Annotated in this window: 15 protein-coding genes; 3 read left to right on the top strand and 12 right to left on the bottom strand. The window is 46.7% G+C overall.

Annotation, left to right across the window (positions count from 1 at the left end; translation table 11 throughout):
- Positions 1–238: 238 nt before the first annotated feature.
- From RIB93_RS14110 to RIB93_RS14075, 8 genes are all read right to left on the bottom strand, one after another.
- Positions 239–823 (bottom strand): thioredoxin family protein, encoded by a 585-nt coding sequence (locus RIB93_RS14110; RefSeq protein WP_446373389.1) that lies wholly within the window; start codon positions 821–823, stop codon positions 239–241.
- A 211-nt stretch (positions 824–1,034) separates the two neighbouring features.
- Positions 1,035–1,784 carry a response regulator transcription factor gene (locus RIB93_RS14105; protein WP_446373388.1) on the bottom strand — a complete coding sequence of 250 codons (750 nt, stop codon included), beginning with the start codon at positions 1,782–1,784 and terminating at the stop codon, positions 1,035–1,037.
- Between the two features lie 372 nt (positions 1,785–2,156).
- The gene (locus RIB93_RS14100; protein ID WP_446373387.1) at positions 2,157–4,280 is read right to left on the bottom strand and encodes a tetratricopeptide repeat protein; all 2,124 of its coding nucleotides are present in this window, start codon (positions 4,278–4,280) and stop codon (positions 2,157–2,159) included.
- A 150-nt stretch (positions 4,281–4,430) separates the two neighbouring features.
- Positions 4,431–5,303 carry a pentapeptide repeat-containing protein gene (locus RIB93_RS14095; protein WP_446373386.1) on the bottom strand — a complete coding sequence of 291 codons (873 nt, stop codon included), beginning with the start codon at positions 5,301–5,303 and terminating at the stop codon, positions 4,431–4,433.
- 396 nt (positions 5,304–5,699) lie between these two features.
- A complete protein-coding gene (locus tag RIB93_RS14090) occupies positions 5,700–6,305 on the bottom strand; it encodes a glutathione S-transferase family protein (RefSeq protein ID WP_446373385.1) in 606 nt (201 codons plus the stop codon).
- On the bottom strand, positions 6,302–6,670 hold the full coding sequence (locus RIB93_RS14085; protein WP_446373384.1) for a type II toxin-antitoxin system VapC family toxin: 369 nt from the start codon (positions 6,668–6,670) through the stop codon (positions 6,302–6,304). The genes RIB93_RS14090 and RIB93_RS14085 overlap by 4 nt, the downstream gene beginning before the upstream one ends.
- Positions 6,654–6,932, bottom strand: a complete 279-nt coding sequence (locus RIB93_RS14080) for a hypothetical protein (RefSeq protein ID WP_446373383.1) — start codon at positions 6,930–6,932, stop codon at positions 6,654–6,656. The genes RIB93_RS14085 and RIB93_RS14080 overlap by 17 nt, the downstream gene beginning before the upstream one ends.
- Before the next feature lie 25 nt (positions 6,933–6,957).
- Positions 6,958–7,113: a hypothetical protein gene (locus RIB93_RS14075; RefSeq protein WP_446373382.1), complete on the bottom strand. Its 156-nt coding sequence runs from the start codon at positions 7,111–7,113 to the stop codon at positions 6,958–6,960.
- A 284-nt stretch (positions 7,114–7,397) separates the two neighbouring features.
- Between RIB93_RS14075 and RIB93_RS14070 the strand changes: the two genes are divergently transcribed.
- Positions 7,398–9,017 (top strand): Nif11-like leader peptide family natural product precursor, encoded by a 1,620-nt coding sequence (locus RIB93_RS14070; protein ID WP_446373381.1) that lies wholly within the window; start codon positions 7,398–7,400, stop codon positions 9,015–9,017.
- A gap of 205 nt (positions 9,018–9,222) precedes the next feature.
- Here RIB93_RS14070 and RIB93_RS14065 read toward each other — a convergent pair whose 3' ends face one another.
- The 3 genes from RIB93_RS14065 to RIB93_RS14055 form a co-directional block, all read right to left on the bottom strand.
- Positions 9,223–9,396 carry a hypothetical protein gene (locus RIB93_RS14065; RefSeq protein WP_446373380.1) on the bottom strand — a complete coding sequence of 58 codons (174 nt, stop codon included), beginning with the start codon at positions 9,394–9,396 and terminating at the stop codon, positions 9,223–9,225.
- Between the two features lie 157 nt (positions 9,397–9,553).
- Positions 9,554–11,236, bottom strand: coding sequence for a dihydroxy-acid dehydratase (gene ilvD / locus RIB93_RS14060; protein WP_446373391.1), 1,683 nt, complete (start codon positions 11,234–11,236; stop codon positions 9,554–9,556).
- A gap of 52 nt (positions 11,237–11,288) precedes the next feature.
- Positions 11,289–11,537 carry a hypothetical protein gene (locus RIB93_RS14055; RefSeq protein ID WP_446373379.1) on the bottom strand — a complete coding sequence of 83 codons (249 nt, stop codon included), beginning with the start codon at positions 11,535–11,537 and terminating at the stop codon, positions 11,289–11,291.
- A 53-nt stretch (positions 11,538–11,590) separates the two neighbouring features.
- Between RIB93_RS14055 and RIB93_RS14050 the strand changes: the two genes are divergently transcribed.
- Positions 11,591–12,472 carry a pentapeptide repeat-containing protein gene (locus tag RIB93_RS14050; RefSeq protein ID WP_446373378.1) on the top strand — a complete coding sequence of 294 codons (882 nt, stop codon included), beginning with the start codon at positions 11,591–11,593 and terminating at the stop codon, positions 12,470–12,472.
- Positions 12,473–12,689: 217 nt separating this feature from the next.
- A complete protein-coding gene (locus tag RIB93_RS14045; protein ID WP_446373377.1) occupies positions 12,690–13,970 on the top strand; it encodes an ABC transporter substrate-binding protein in 1,281 nt (426 codons plus the stop codon).
- 334 nt (positions 13,971–14,304) lie between these two features.
- Here RIB93_RS14045 and RIB93_RS14040 read toward each other — a convergent pair whose 3' ends face one another.
- A complete protein-coding gene (locus RIB93_RS14040; RefSeq protein WP_446373376.1) occupies positions 14,305–15,633 on the bottom strand; it encodes a bifunctional folylpolyglutamate synthase/dihydrofolate synthase in 1,329 nt (442 codons plus the stop codon).
- Positions 15,634–15,660: the final 27 nt, after the last annotated feature.

The raw sequence follows: 15,660 nt of genomic DNA, 5'->3' as shown, positions 1-15,660 counted from the left end.
TGGGGTAGGGCGGGTTTTGCAGAAAGGTTATTGGTTTGTGGGTTAAGTTTGTCCCTAAACCCGCCCCTACAAATGAAACCTACCCTAATCCCAACCTCAAAGGGGATAACAAAATCTATCGGATTTTCAACCGCGATCGCACGCCAAAGATGTAGGGGCGGGTTTAGGGATTACATCAGGAAACCTACCTTAAATTCAACAACAAAACCCGCCCTAATCCCAACCTCTAAATTGATCATTAAGCGCCATAGTACGCAGGTTCATTCCCCGGCTTCCATTTGATATTGCAGCCGATACTAGGCTTTTGCTCTTCACTGACGGGAGACTGCGCCAATACCGCATCGATCGCGGATCGCAGATCCTTACCTGTCACAGGTTGATCATTCCCTGGGCGGCTATCGTCGAATTGTCCCCGGTAGACGAGTTTGCGATCGCGATCGAACACAAAGAAGTCTGGCGTACAGGCGGCTGTATAGGCTTTAGCCGTTTCCTGGCTTTCGTCATAACACAAAGAAAACGTCAATCCTAATTCTTTTGCCATTTCCTTTAACTTCTCAGGCGCATCGTCTGGGTGAGTCGTAGCATCATTGGCGCTAATTGCTACAATCCCCAGATCCGCATCCTGATAGTCTCGACCTAGTTTGGCTAATTCTCCCTGTACATGCTTGACAAATGGACAATGACGGCACAGAAATATCATCACTAATCCCTGTTTCCCCGCAAACCTGTCTAAGGAAATCGTTTCGCCCGATACCACATCGGGTAACTGGAATTCTGGGGCTTTTGTGCCTAAAGGTAACATGGTTGAGGCAGTTCGCGCCATGATTTTAAACTCCTTTACTAATTAGAGGATTGGATTGTTGGATATACAGGCGGGGAGAGGGAACGGGAAAAAACGATAAGCGTGAAACCTGCCCCACCATTAATCAGGGCGGGTTTTGAATAAACGCGATCATCCATCGCAACAGGAAAATTTCTAAACCCGCCCCTACAGACAAATAATGGTGCGTCTCAACACGTCTCCAATCCCCAATCTATTCTGCTTTTGCTGAGTTGGATGATCCCGCCTCGGCGGTTTCTTCAGTATTGGGTAACTCCAGACAGTATCCCGCACCGTATACTGTTTTAATATATTGGGGATGACGGGGATCAGGTTCGAGTTTGGTTCTCAGGTGGCGAACATGAACACGAATTGTTTCAATATCGTCATCTGGATCATATCCCCAGACTTCTTTGAGAATTTCACTGGGAGAAACCGTTTGACCATGACGCTGTAACAAGCAGTGTAGCAGTTCAAATTCCAGGTGGGTTAATTTGACCGTCTGATTAAACCAAATCGTCTCAAACCGTTCTGGAATCAGGGTCAAAGGACCATAGTTGAGGATTTCCGTATGCTTGGCGGCTTGGGGAATGCGGTCAGTACGTCGCAGTAAGGCGCGTACCCGTGCTAGCATTTCTTCGAGTTCAAAGGGTTTAGTCAGATAATCGTCCGCACCAGCATTAAACCCTTCCACCTTATCCTGCGTTTGACCCAACGCTGTCAACATCAACACGGGAATATCCGTGGTGCGTTCATCCCGACGCAACCGTTGGCAAACGGTAAAGCCATCGACTCGAGGGAGCATTAAGTCTAGCATGATCAGGTCGGGCTGGAGTTGCAGCGCTAGCGCCTGACCTTTGATACCATCGGGTGCTTGGTGAACTTCGTATCCTGCCATTTCTAGGTTAATGGAGACAAGTTCTGAGATTGCGGGATCGTCATCGATTAAAAGGATTCTATGCATCACTAAGTGGTTACTAATAGGACTTGTTAAGGTTGGATAAGAACTGTCACAGAAAACTACAGATACTGTACCGATTATAAGCGCTGATTCTAAACTACTTGTGAAGAAAATGGAAATTTTCTGTTTTTTTTAGGGAAATAAGGTATAATATAGGGTTAATTTTTAAACATATCCTGTTTCGGGCGTCGGTCAAGTAGACTCATTGGTACAGAAGACGCCAGATATAGCAATTTCTGGTTTGATGCGATACATCGTTAAGGGCGCAAGCTTTGCGCCCCTACATTGCCCCTAATTAATAAAAAATTATTCACTACTTATTAGATGTGAATTTAATTTAAGATATCGCTAATTTTCTCTGAATAAGACTTGAGTTCACTCCTCAGTTTCTTCCTTGTCATCTTTACTGGCTGGCTGGCGCTGGGATGGTTTTTTCAACTTCTCAAGTTCACGCTGAGTTTGGTCTTTCCCTCGCTTCGCTTCTTTGTAATCAGGTTGATATTTCAAAGCGTTTTCATAAGAGGTCAAGGCTTCGTTGTATCGCTTCAGGCTAAATAGGGCATTAGCGCGACTATTCCAGGCTTGGTAATGGCTGCGCTTATGGGCAACAGCTTGGTTATAAGCCGCGATCGCGTCTTGGTATTGTTGCAATGTATAGAAGACATTCCCCCGGTTATACCAGGCTTGCTCAGAATTGGGTCTCAGTTTCACCGCCTTCTCGTAAGCCGTTAACGCTTCATCATAACGCTGCAATTGATGCAACGCCCAAGCCCAACCATACCAAGCCTCATAACTGTTGGGCTGAAGTTTAACCGCTTGTTCAAACGCGGCTAAAGCCTCTTGATACTGATCTAAATTATTCAAAATACTACCCTGACTGTACCACGCCCGGTAAAAATCCGGCTGGAACTGAACCGCTTGCTGATAAGAGTCCACCGCTTCACGGTGTTTGTTTAAATTGACAAAGGCATTCCCCCGTTGATACCAGGATTCAGCGAAATCGGGCTTATGTTCTACGGCTTTGTCATAAGATTTAAGCGCCTCTTCGTACTGTTGTAAATTATGCAATGCCCAGCCGCGCCGATACCAGGCTGAGGCATAATTGGGTTGAATCTCTAACGCTTTATCGTAAGACGCGATCGCAGCCGAATAGCGCTGTAACTTCATCTGTATCATGCCGCGACGTTCCCAGGTTTCCACGTCATCGGGTTGCAGTTTCGTTACCTGATCAAACGCACTAATCGCCGCTTCATAACGCTGCAATGCAACTAACGCTTCTCCTCGCCCTTTCCACGCCTCTGGATACTCACGCTGAATTTGAATCGCCTGATCATAAGCATCCAACGCCGCTTCAGCCTTACCCAATGCCAAAAGCGCATCCCCTTGACCCAGCCAAGCTTCAGCATAGTCCGGTTGCAGTTCAACCGCACGATTATAAGCGCTGAGGGCATCCTCATACCGCCTCAACTCCAGCAGTGTTTCACCTCGGTTATAGGATTGGGTAGCATTGGTCGAATTAATCCAGTTAATAATCGCCACTGTCGCCCCTCCCCCACCAGCCATTACCGCCATGGCAATTAAGAGGACAACTATAAGTTTCTTCCGTTTAGAAGATTGAGTAACAGGTGACGACGGGGAAGCCGCGCCTAAAGCCACTGTCGCCTTCGTGGGTTGAGTCAAGTCATCCAACGCCTGCAGAGCCGCCTCCGCCGAGGGATAGCGTTCGCGAAAATCGTAGCGGATCATCTTATCCAGAACCTTCGCCAACTCTGGGGAAACCGACGTGCGATCGCGCCAGCAAATTTCTCCACTGTCGGGATCAACGGGCAGTTCCTGAGGCGCTACACCGGTTAACGCCTGAATCCCGACAATTCCCACCGCATAGATATCACTACTCAAACGGGGATTCCCATTCGCTTGTTCACTGGGTCGATATCCCGGCGTACCAATCGCCACCGTAAAGCTAGAGGATTTTCCCTGCACTATCTGAGTGCTAACTTGTTTAACCGCGCCAAAATCAATTAGGACTAACTTGCGATCGGATTTACGCCGGATCAGGTTGTGGGGATTAATATCTCGGTGAATCACATGATGCTGATGAACAAACGCTAATATAGTCAGGATTTCCTGCAACAGATCAATCACCTGCTGATCTGACCAGGATGTTCCCGGCGTCAATTCCTGACTCAGATTATCCCCTTCAACCAGTTCCTGCACCAAATAGAACTCTTGACTCTCTTCAAAATAGGCAAATAGCTGCGGAATTTGCTGATGATGTCCCAACTGATGCAGGATTTTGGCTTCCGTTTCAAACAAACGCCGCGCCGTCTGCAACGTAAACGGGTCAGTCGCTTGGGGTTTGAGTTGCTTCACCACACAATCGCGATCGCTGGGCAAGTGGTGATCGTGGGCGACAAATGTAGCACCAAACCCACCTTGTCCCAGTTGCCGCACTATATTATAGCGTCCACCAATTGTTTGTCCGAGAGCCAAGTTCATTGGTTTTATCAAGCCAATCCCAGCATTGCCATGCAGTAATGATATGATTGATTCTTACACAAAATTTTGCCAATCCCTTCCCCTACCTCCCCCAGCTCCCCCTGCTCCCAGACGTAGCATGCTACGTCTCTACATGGCTCCCCCTGCTCCCTACCTCCCAGCCAATTTCTGAATTCCATGACACTGATGTAACTCCCCATTGGGCATCGTTGTACCGCTTAAATTCGCTTTTTCCAGATTTGTCTGACTCAAAGAAGCCCCTTGTAAGTTAGCGCCACTGAGAGTCGCCTCACTCAAATTTGCTTCCTGCAAGTTGGCATCACGGAAGTCTGTCCAACGTAAGTTAGCCTTACTTAAATTGACCCGACTCAGATTCGCCCCTTGTAAGTTTTCTCTCTTGAGATTAACACCGCTTAAATCCACTCCGGCGAGAGAGACATCAGGCGCAATTAAGTAAGCACCCCCTTGTTGAGGAGCAAACGCTTCAGGAAAACAAGTTTGCAGATTGTACAAACTGCATTGCCACTTAACTTGCTCCAGATTTGCCTCACTTAAATCAGCTTCAAATAAATAACTGCGACTCAGATTGCTGCGACTGAGATTAGCGCCAATTAACAGAGAACCCCGCAGATCCGCGCCCAATAGGTTAACCTGGCAGAGGTTAGCACCATTGAGATCAGCACCCATCAACCGGGCAAAACTTAAATTAGCCCCAGTTAAATCCACACCCGTCAACGTGGCAAAACTCAAATCAGCCGCCACTAAATTCGCTCCCATCAAATCAGCACCACTCAAGTCAGCACCTCGCAGATTTGCTCTTTGCAAGTCAACTCCCTGCAAATTGGCATTATGCAGGGTAGCGCGGCTCAAGTTAGCCTGGACTAATGTCGTTTGGCTCAGGTTGGCATGAGTTAAATCTACTGCTCTCAGAGTCGCACCTATCAGGTTGACTCCATTGACGTCGATGAGAAAAAAATCTCGTTCGCCTGCTTGGTATCTATTCAATAGCTCATCAGGGTTCATCTGCATCTACCTTTATGTTTGGCTAACCCTTAGTCGTCTCGTTGCTAAGTTTGTACAGCCAATGCCGATTTGTTCTCTACAAACAATTGAAAGGCTGAGTAGAGAGCTTCAACGAGGGTTAATAGATCGGATGCTTTGGCGGCATTCACAGCAACTTGACAAACTTGAGTCGTGACTTATTTGCAAGTAGATGCGCTGACCTGATTTATTTTCTCGACAGATCAATCTCAATCATAGTATTAATTTCAAGATTAGGAACCAACCTAACCAAATCTATTCAAGTTTCCTCCCCTTGATAAGGGGAGGGTTAGGGTGGGGTCAGATCAAGGTATTGCAGAGTTTTTAGCTCGAATTATAGCGAAGACAGCGCAACTACGAACTTGATTGTTACATGGGTTACTTATTTGGGGTGATGGGAATATGTCCCGGTTGAACCGTAACCCGTTCTAACCAACTCAGGATGGCGGGAAATTTGCTTAAATCAAAGCCGCCTTCATCCGCAACATGAGTATAGGCAAACAAGCCAATATCCGCTATGGTATAGCGATCGCCGACAAAAAATCGATGCTTTTGTAAGTGAGTCTCCATAACAGTGAGCGCCGCGTAACCCGGTTGGCGTTTTTGGGCGAGTGCTTGCTGATACTCCTCAATCTTTCCCAAGATAGAAATCCAATATCTAGAAGTGGCGATATAGGGTTCGTGGCTATATTGTTCAAAAAATAACCATTGGAGTACTTTTGCTTGTTGCCAAGGATCATCAGGTAGAAATGGTGTCCCGTTGCTCAGATAACATAAAATGGCATTGGATTCTGCCAGAAATTTACCCGGTTCAACTTCTAACACAGGAACTCGTCCATTGAGATTTTTGGGTATAAATTCAGGAGTTCGGCTTTCTCCTTGTAATATATTCACGTTTACCCGCTCAAACGGAATTCCCAGTTGAGCCAGTAACAAACGTACCTTATAGCAGTTGCCAGACGGCAAAAAATCGTATAATTTCATCTTTCAAAAGGATTTAATAACTGTAATTCCTCAATCCATTGAAAGTCATTTACATTCCGGGTCACTAATATAAGATTATGTGTTAGAGCTGTTCCTGCGATAATGGCATCTCCTACCGTCATGCGTCTCATTTGGCGTAGTGCTACAGCTTGATTCAAAACAGGCTGCGAAATTGGCAAGACTAACGCTACCGCAAAAAATTCATCCAGAAGTTGGCGCTCTATCTCCGTCAAACGATGATAGCCCAATGTTTCAACGTAACTGAGTGCAGAAACGGCTGACTCATGGTTGGCAATGAATTCACGTAACCAGGTATATTCAGGGCGAGTTGCGTAAATGATAATATTGCTATCCAGCCGCATCATTCGCTCCCCCAGGGCGTTCACGATCCTGTCTGATCTGACGCTGCCATACCAACGGATCGATTTCTGAAAATGCCTGTGACTGTGCTAATTTTTCTAGTATTGCCGCCATTTGTTGCCCACGGCTATGGGTTGTAGTGATTGCCTCTTCGTCTAAAAAAGTAACCAGAACCTGAACAGTGCGATCGCCCTGAAACCACTGATTGACTTCCTCTTGCCATTCAAGTAAATTTCCTTTCAGGATTGCCCGAAATGTATGCATCATGACTACTTGCTTTAAAGGTTGAACTCTATTCTAACTTCAAGGCGTGCGATCGCTCTTTATTGAATAGTAGTGAATCGGCTTCTGTATTATGGGGATGGGGAAATAACCAAAGGGTAAAAACGCGATCGCGCCGTTTGTAGTAGGTACGCTTAGTGCCTCCTCTCGATTCCCTGGATGCCAACCTCCCACCCAGACAGCCATAGAGCCGATACGGGATTAGGGGAAAAGTAAAGTGCGATTGTGGGTTGTTTGTAGGGGAAGGCTAGGGAGGGGTTAACATTTCACTTCTGTCAACCGTCCCCAAAATAACAATTGAAAACTCTAAATCTGTTCACAATGAACATTATGCCAGGAAAGCAACAAAACCATAATCCAATAGGTTTAAGAGTTGTTAAAAGCTATTGAATAGTGATGGAATTCAGGTAAAATTTTCTCTTTATAAGAATGACGACCTGGATAAGTGAGATGACAACCACAAAAGCCTTGCAATTTATGCGGAGAACCGCAGAAGACGAACAGCTACAGCAACACCTAGGGGAAGTGCTAGGGGTTGGCGATGGCGATATTAGTAGTCAGTTTGAACTAGACCCCGCAGAAGCCGAAGCCTTGACGGGCGATCGCGCTCCTTTAGTCGTCAAGTTAGCAGCCCAGCAGGGGTTTAATTTTTCCGTTGACGATTTAAGAACTGTTGTTGATGCGTTTGGGCGATATCAGTTAGGAGAACTATCTGAAGCAGAGTTCTCGCAACGCATTGGATTATCCAACCTCGATCAAGGAACAAAAGAGAGTATTCCCTCGATTAAAAAGACATTAGAATTTGTCTATCGGGGAACTCGCTATCAACGAATTAATGGGAAACTCGTTCCTGTTATCCAACCCACTAATTCTACGCCCAGTGTTCTGCAATTTATGCAAAAGACATCGGAAGATCAGGGCTTACAGCAACAATTAGCGACAGTGTTGGGGGTTGGCGATGGGGATATCAGTAGTCAAATGGAACTCGATTCTCAAGAAGCCGAAGCCTTGACAGGCGATCGCGCCCCCTTAGTTGTCAAGTTTGCCGCCCAACAAGGGTTTAATTTTTCCGTTGAAGACTTAAGAACAACGGTAGATGCGTTTCAACAGTATCAATCAGGCGAAATATCGGCTAACGATTTCTCAAAGATTATTTGTGTATCTAACCTCGACAAAGGGACAAAAGAAAGTATCTCGTCAATTACCAAGACATTAGACTATGTATATCGGGGGACTCGTTATAAACGCATTAATGGCAAGCTAGTCCCCGTACATGAATCGGTGGATTCTACACCCAATGTTCTGCAATTTATGCAGAAAACGGCTGACGATCCCGAAGTTAAACAAAAATTAGGAGCATTATTGGGAGTCGGTGACGGCGACATAAGTAGCTATTCCGAATTGGATCAGCAAGAAGCCGCTGCGTTAATCGGCGATCGCGCCCCGTTAGTGGTAGAATTTGCGGCTCAACATGGGTTTGACTTTTCCGTTGAACAACTCACAACGGTTGTTGATGCCTTTGTGCAATATAAATCCGGAGAACTATCTGATCAGGAGTTAGCTAAAGTTCTGGGCTTGTCTGATCAAGGGATACCAGCAAGTTTACCCTCAATTAAACAAACTCTAGAGTTTGTCTATCGCGGAACTCGTTACCAAAAAATTAATGGACAATTGGTTCCTGTGGAAAAACCAGCAACGACAGTTCCCCAAGTTTTACAGTTTATGCAGAAAACCGCCGAAGATAAACAACTCCAACAACAACTGGGAACATTACTCGGTGTGGGCGATGGAGACATTAGTAGTTATTCAGAACTCGACGCCGCAGAAGCACAAGCCCTCATGAATAACGCCCCGGTGGTGGTGAAGTTTGCCGCCAAACAGGGTTTTGAGTTTTCCAAAGAGGATTTAATTCGGGTTGTTGATGCGTTTGCACAATATCAATCTGGTGAATTATCCGAGAAAGAGTTCTCCAAAATTATTGGCTTTTCCAGTCAAGGAACGAAAGAAAGTTTTCCTCCCCTCAAAAAGCTCGTCAGTTTTCTATCAGGTGGTGCGGGTTCCCCTAACTAATACAAAAAACTGCCAGGGTAATGGGTAAAGGGAGTGTGTTTTCCCCCTTCTCCCTTAACCGAATAGTATTAGATGTAGGGGCGGGTTTTTCTACTATCGTTTCGGTTGCACCCAAATGCAACTAAACCCGCCCCAAAACTCCCCCAGAAAAAACACCGATCTCCAGTGAGGAAATCGGTAGTGTTCATGTCTAGCCAATAGTGAATTAGTCCAAATAGCCCATCAGTTCATCACTCGATTCAGTCGCATTAGCCGCAATCGGACGATTATTCGGTAAAGGCTGAACATCCAGCGCGGTTGAACTTCGATTTCGTCTCGCTAGCGCTTGTTGTGTCTGTGCTTGAGTGCTTTTATTTTTGGTTGTTGTTCTATCTGCCATCATCTATTACTGCTAAATGGGCTTCTAATCCCAAACTCGCTACAAAATATTACAATTGTTTCATAGTTTAACAATTATGTGCGAAAAAAGAAAATTAACCAACCCACCAGCTAACTGTAGAGACGTAGCATGCTACGTCTCTACATTGCCCAAGGAATCACAAATTCAAATCCGTCACCGCACCCATACTACTTGAGGACACTAATTTGGCATACTTCGCCAGCACCCCTTTGGTATACCGGGGTTTGGGCGGTTCCCACTTGGCGCGGCGTTGTTCGAGTTCCTGATCAGATATATTGATCTGTAATAATCGGGCTGGGGAATCAATCGTAATCGAATCCCCCTCTTCGACTAACGCGATCGCACCCCCAACGGCGGCTTCTGGGGCAACATGACCGACTACCATACCATAGGTCCCACCAGAAAAGCGACCATCGGTAATTAATCCTACCGAATCCCCTAATCCTGCACCAATAATTGCTGAGGTTGGCGCTAGCATTTCCCGCATTCCCGGACCCCCTTTTGGTCCCTCATAACGCACCACAATTACATCTCCAGCCTGAATTTTACCCGCCAAAATTGCATCCAAACAGGCTTCCTCGGATTCAAACACACGCGCAGAACCTGTGATTTGGGAGGTTTTCACGCCTGTAATCTTCGCCACCGCACCTTCGGTTGCCAAATTTCCTTTTAAAATCGCCAAATGTCCTTGGCTATACATGGGATTATCCCAGGAACGAATCACATCTTGATCGGCTGGTGGTTCCTCAGGTACATCGGCTAATACTTCAGCCACGGTTTTCCCGGTAATAGTTAATGCCTCACCGTGTAATAAATCATGAACCAGCAGCATTTTCATCACTTGAGGAATACCGCCAACCTGGTGTAAATTCGTGGTCACATATCTGCCACTGGGTTTAAGATCACACAGCACCGGAACTCTGGCGCGAATGCTTTCAAAGTCGTCCAGAGTTAACTCTACCCCGATCGCACGCGCAATTGCCAGTAAATGCAGTACCGCATTCGTTGATCCACCCACTGCCATAATTACCGAGATGGCATTTTCAAACGCTTGGCGGCTTAATATCTGCTTAGGTAGGAGTTGCTGACGAATCGCATCAACCAGAACAAACGCCGATTTTTCTGTACTGTCGGCTTTTTCGGCATCTTCCGCCGCCATCGTCGAGGAATAGGGTAAACTCATCCCCATGGCTTCAAATGCCGAGGACATAGTATTGGCGGTGAACATCCCCCCACAAGAACCCGCACCGGGACAAGCGTTTCGTTCGACGGCTACCAGTTGTTCTTCTGTAATCTTACCCGCGCTATGTTGTCCCACGGCTTCAAAGGCGCTGACAACAGTTAAATCTTGTCCATCCAGATGTCCGGGTTTAATCGTCCCCCCATAGACAAAAATAGCCGGAATATTCAGCCGCGCGATCGCAATCATCGCCCCAGGCATATTCTTATCACAGCCACCAATTGCCAGCACCCCATCCATACTTTGACCATTACAGACGGTTTCGATGGAGTCGGCAATCACTTCCCGCGACACCAGGGAATATTTCATCCCCTCGGTTCCCATAGAGATACCATCGCTAATCGTAATAGTACCAAAGACTTGCGGCATCGCCCCCGCTTGTTTAAGTCCGGCTTCTGCCCTTAGCGCTAAATCATTGATGCCCATATTACAGGGCGTGATTGTACTATACCCATTCGCTAACCCGACAATCGGCTTAGTAAAATCGCGATCGCTAAAACCGACAGCACGAAGCATGGCACGATTTGGCGAGCGCTGCACACCTTGGGTAACGACTTGACTTCTCCGGTTGTCTGACATTGGCTTACTTTCCTTCGTTATTTGTCTTATGTCATTTGTCATTTGTCATTTGTTAGGGAACAGGGAACAGGGAACAGGGAATAGGGAATAGGGAATAGGGTAATGGGCTATAGAAATTTTGTCTCCCATCTCCCCCATCTCCCCCATCTCCCCCCGCTCCCCCTGCTCCCCCCGCTCCCCCAGCTCCCCCTGCTCCCCCCGCTCCCCCAGCTCCCCCTGCTCCCCCCGCTCCCCCCGCTCCCCCTGCTCCCCCCGCTCCCCCTGCTCCCCCCGCTCCCCATCTACAGGACAATTTCTTCATTATCACTCACGACTCACCAATCATGAATCCCTTACGGTAAACTTGATGACTTAATGCCTTTGATGCACATCTACCTAGGCAATCAAAACACGATTATGGATGCCGATGAACTGCTGAGACGATATGCAGTAGGGGAACGGGACTTCAGACGAGTTAATCTTAGAAACGCCTCCCTGATTGGTGCTGATTTGACTCATGCCAACCTGCGAGGATCAGACTTAAGCCAAAGTAATCTGACTGGGGCGTCTCTCAAACTTGTCAACTTTCGAGAAGCGAATCTCACTCACGCCACCTTACGTGGCGCAGATTTGGTCGAAGCGAACCTAATTTCGAGTAACTTAACCCAAGCTAATCTTAGTCAAGCCAACTTAATCAATGCCAGTTTGCGAGCATCTACCTTGAATGGTGCTAATCTCAGTCGTGCCAATCTGTCGGAAGCCATTCTCAGTGAGGCAATCATGCGGGAAGCTAACTTAAATCAGGCAAAATTGATAGACGCTTCACTCAGTCGCACCAATCTCTCTTATGCTACATTAATTAGCGCCAATTTAGAAAAGGCGAATTTGACGAATGCGATTCTCCTAGAAACAAACTTAAAACAGGCAAATCTGAACAAAGCCCTGTTACATGGTGCTAACTTTACCCAGGCAGACTTAACTGAAGTGGATTTAAGTCAGGCTCGGCTTAATGGCGTTAACTTGACCAGAGCGATACTCATTGGGGCTAAACTCAGAGGCGTAAGTATTTGTTGGACAACCCTACGAGGTGCTAATCTTAGCAAAGCTAATTTATATCGCGCCAAACTATGCTGGTCTAATTTAACTGAAGCAATTTTACTAGAAACCGTTTTACTCGATGCCAATATGGATCAGGTGAACCTACGCGGTGCGACATTAACCGGGGCAATATTACCCGATGGATCAAGTTATGAGTGAGGGAAGGGAACAGGAAACAGGGAACAAGGGATTAATTTTTTTCGACAACTCTTAACTCAGATGACAAAATTAATGTCCAGGAGTAGGGTGGGCACTGCCCACCGGGTTGATAACCAAATAAGCATTTTAGTCCATTTTAATGGACTTAAGCTTTGAGCCAAGAACTTGAGTTCTTGGCGGATGATGTGGGAGTCTTAAAATGGTGTAATATCTCAATATGATTCGGATCAAAACCTGGAAACAATTTGGACTATTTGCCCTGTTGGGATGGCTGTTAAGTTGGCTGGTAAGCTGTAGCCCCGCTCCCGCCCCCTCAGCCGCTGGAGAAATAGAGTTCTGGACGATGCAGCTTCAGCCTCAGTTTACCGAGTATTTTAATCAAGTCATCGGTGACTTTGAAGCCGACAACCCAGACGTAAACGTGCGCTGGGTGGATGTCCCTTGGGCAGAAATGGAGCGTAAAATCTTAACCGCCGTATCCGCAAAAACAGCACCGGATGTGGTTAACTTAAATCCCAGCTTTGCCTCTCAGCTTGCCACTCGTAATGCTTGGTTAGAGTTAGAAGAGACAATCCCTGATGAAATTCGCCAGCAATATTTACCCAAAATCTGGCAAGCGAGTACGATTGATAATCAAAGTTTTGGTATCCCCTGGTATCTAACCACACGGGTAACGATCTACAATCAAGATTTACTTAAGCAAGCCGGAATTAGTCAACCGCCCACAACCTATACTGAACTGGCAGAGGTTGCCCAACAGGTGAAAGATAAGACAGGAAACTATGCCTTTTTTGTCACCTTTGTTCCCGATGATTCCAGTGAAGTGCTGGAATCTTTCGTACAGATGGGTGTGCAGTTAGTCGATGCAGAAGGAAAAGCCGCCTTTAATACGCCTGAAGGAATTGCCGCCTTTAAGTATTGGGTAGACTTGTATCAAAAAGGACTCTTACCACGAGAAGTTCTCACCCAAGGACATCGAAATGCGATTGAATTATATCAAGGGGGAGAGACAGCATTACTAGCATCCGGTGCGGAATTCTTAAAAACCATTGAAACCAACGCCCCCGACATTGCCAAAGTATCAGCGACATCCCCTCAAATTACCGGGGAAACCGGGAAAAAGAATGTGGCGGTAATGAATTTAGTCATTCCACGGGATACAAATATCCCAGAAGACGCCGTAAACTTTGCTCTATTTGTGACAAATACCGAGAATCAGTTGGCGTTTGCTCAAGCCGCAAATGTTTTACCGTCAACCATTGCAGCAGTGGAACAATATCAAGCGCAATTGTCAAGTAATCCGAATGCTTCTCCTGTAGAACAAGCACGGGCGATTAGTGCCAATCAGTTAACAGAGGCGGAGGTATTAGTACCCGCGATGAAGGATTTAAATAAGTTGCAAGCCGCAATTTATGAGAACTTACAAGCAGCAATGTTAGGAGAAAAGGAGGTAGAACAAGCGGTAGCTGATGCTGCCCAGATGTGGGATAGTTTGTAGTAAGGGCTTTAGCCCTTCATCGCTTCAACGTAAGCACTAACCTCAAAATTATACCGGCGCTGAAGCGCAACTACAAACCTACGAACCGAGGAAGTAACCTACCAGATAAAGAGAACCACACAGGACAATTGTCGAATCAGCAGCCGTGGTTGTCGCCGCTTGCAGTCCAGCTTCTAAGTTAGGATAAGTATGACAATGGGTAAGAGTGGGACAAACCGATCGCGCAGCCCAGATGTGGGATAGTTTGTAGTTTGTAGTTTGTAGTAAGGGCTTTAGCCTATCATCGCTCCAACGTAGGGACTAACCTCAAAATTATATCGGCGCTAAAGCGCAACTACAAACCAAGAAAATAACCCACCAGATAAAGAGAACCGCACAGGATAAGGGTAGAATCAGCAGCCGTGGTTGTCGCCGCTTGCAGTCCAGCTTCTAAGTTAGGATAAGTATGACAATGGGTAAGAGTGGGACAAACCGATCGCGCGATCGCACTCAATTCTTCCGGTTCGGCTGAGCTATGATCAGGCACAGGAACCAGGTAAACGCGATCGCCTCCTCGAAGTAATGCCTGAAAAATCCCCTCATGCTCTTTAGTTGAGAGGATTCCCATTACCCAGGTTACAGGCGTATTCAGCGTATCTACATATTGACGCAAACCTGTCGCCGCCGCCGGATTATGAGCGCCATCCACCAATAGGCGATAATTCTTCCATTCAGTCCATTGTAGGCGTCCCAACCATTGCGTCTTTGCCATCCCCGAAACAATAGCAGACTCTGGGATATGCCAGCCTTGGTTAACTAGGGATTGAAAAGTCGCGATCGCTACAGCAGAATTGGTTAACTGAATCTCCCCCAGCAACGACAATGGATAAATTATTCCCGCATAACTCGCCCATAACGGCGCGTCTGCATTTTGATGTAGGGGCGGGTTTAGGGACTTGGGTGTCGCGATTGATGATAACCTTGGTTCAAAACCCGCCCTGACTACAGTTTGCCTGTTGACTTTCTGGGCAGGTTCTACCCAGGTTACCGGACAATTTAACTGCTCAATCCGAGATTGAACAACAGCTTTCGCTTCTGCGGGAAGAGGGGCGATAATCGCCGGACAATTGGTTTTGAGAATACCCGCTTTCTCTGTAGCAATTTGACTCAGCGTCGAACCCAAAACCTGCCAATGTTCCCGACTAATTGAAGTAATAATCGTCGCCAAAGGCTGATCACAGACATTCGTCGCATCCAGACGTCCCCCTAACCCCACCTCAATCACCGCTATATCCACTTGTTGTTGAGCAAAATATAACCAAGCCGCCGCCGTAATCACTTCAAACTGCGTCGGGGAATCTTCCGTATTTGGGGGAATCGCCGCTTGAACTTGTTCCAGCAAGCTTACCAGTTCTGCAGTAGAAATGGGGTGTTGATTGATACAGATTCGTTCTGTCCAATCGATTAAATGAGGAGATGTATAGCGTCCAACCCGATAACCCGCTTCAGTGAGAACCGAGGAAAGATAGGCGCACACGGAACCTTTCCCATTGGTTCCCGCCACATGAATCATCGGGATACGCTGATGGGGATTCCCCAACGCCGCCAGAAGTCGCTGGATGCGTTCTAAGCCCAGATGGACACCAAAACGTTGATAGGGTTGTAGCAGAGAATTAATATCCATACAAATCTTTCTTGCTTCCCTCTCCCC

Source organism: Coleofasciculus sp. D1-CHI-01, assembly GCF_040218875.1.
Lineage (GTDB): Bacteria > Cyanobacteriota > Cyanobacteriia > Cyanobacteriales > Coleofasciculaceae > Coleofasciculus.
This window is presented reverse-complemented; position numbering and strand designations above follow the sequence as displayed.